The following is a 1,190-nucleotide window of genomic DNA, read 5'->3' as shown; positions in this document are numbered from 1 at the left end:
TGGTGATGAAGCCGACGATTTTGTCGATGGCGCGGTTGACGGGTTTGGCGACGGCGTGGAAGACGGATTTGACTTTGTTGGCGAGGGAGCCGATGCCGAGGAGGGAGGCGAGGAAGCCGATGAGGAGGGGGACGCTGGCGGCGAGGGCGGTTTCGACCATCTTGGGCACGCCTGCTGAGCCGCCGTTGGCGATGGCGATGACGGCGTCGAGGACGGCGTTGACGAACTCCACGATTTGGGCGCCCTGGTTCACGATGAACGTGACGATGTCGATGATTCCCTTGACCGCGCGTACGAAGGCGGAGGCGGGGTTGAGGAGGGAGATGATCCAGGTGATGCCCGCGATGATGACGGTGGGGATGAGGTAGCTGGTGAGTTTTTCGAGGATGGTGGCTTTGAGGTCGCCTGCCTCGGTTTCGATTTCCTTGGCGGCGCCGGCGGGGCCTTCGGCGGCGAGTTTCTTCGCGACGGGGACAGAGGTCTCGACGGCGGTCATGGCCTGGTCGGGGAGGCCTTTGCGGGTGATGCGGGCGCGGATGTTCGCCCAGGTCAGGCCGAGGAGGGAGCCGATGAGCTGGATGATGCCCTTGAGGTCGAACTTCTGGGGGAGTTCGAGGCCGGCCTTGACCGCGGTGCCCAGGAGCCAGGAGACGACGCCGGTCTTGAGGTGCTCGGCGACGTTGGTGATGAAGAGGTTGAGGCCGGCGCCGACTGCTTTGACGAGGTTGCCGAGGAACCCGATGGGGTCCTTGATGATTTTCATGATCGCGGAGGCGGCCTTGGCGAGGATGCCGAGGAGGAGGTTCTTCAGTTCGTTGATCGTCTTGATGACGCCGACGATCGCGTCCTTCGCCTTGTCGATCAGGCCCTTGTTGGCTTCCTGGAGTTCCTTGATCTCCTCGTCGACCTTGTTCAGGGCGGCGGTGTACTTCGTCGCGAGGTCCTGGACGAGTTGTTCGGACTTCTCGTTGACCGTGGCTTCGAGGTCGTCGAACTTGCCCGCGAAGTCCTTCGCCGCGTCCTGGCCGAACTGGCGGAGGTCTGAGGGGAGTTTGTCGACCTCGGCTTTCAGCTCCGCCCGGCCCTTCGCGATGCGGGCCTTCGCCTTGCCGAGTTCGGCGCCGATGATGTCGGCGACGGAGGAGATGACGGTCTGCATCTTCGCCACGTAGAGCTTGCGGGCTTCCTGG

At 63.5% G+C, this 1,190-nt stretch carries 1 pseudogene; it reads right to left on the bottom strand.

Annotation, left to right across the window (positions count from 1 at the left end):
* Positions 1-1,190 (bottom strand): annotated as a pseudogene (locus ACFU8Q_RS41600) (hypothetical protein); the annotation flags it as partial.

The organism is Streptomyces sp. NPDC057543, assembly GCF_042801895.1.
Lineage (GTDB): Bacteria > Actinomycetota > Actinomycetes > Streptomycetales > Streptomycetaceae > Streptomyces.
Note: the sequence above shows the minus strand (reverse complement) of the source record. Positions and strands in the feature narration are given on the sequence as shown.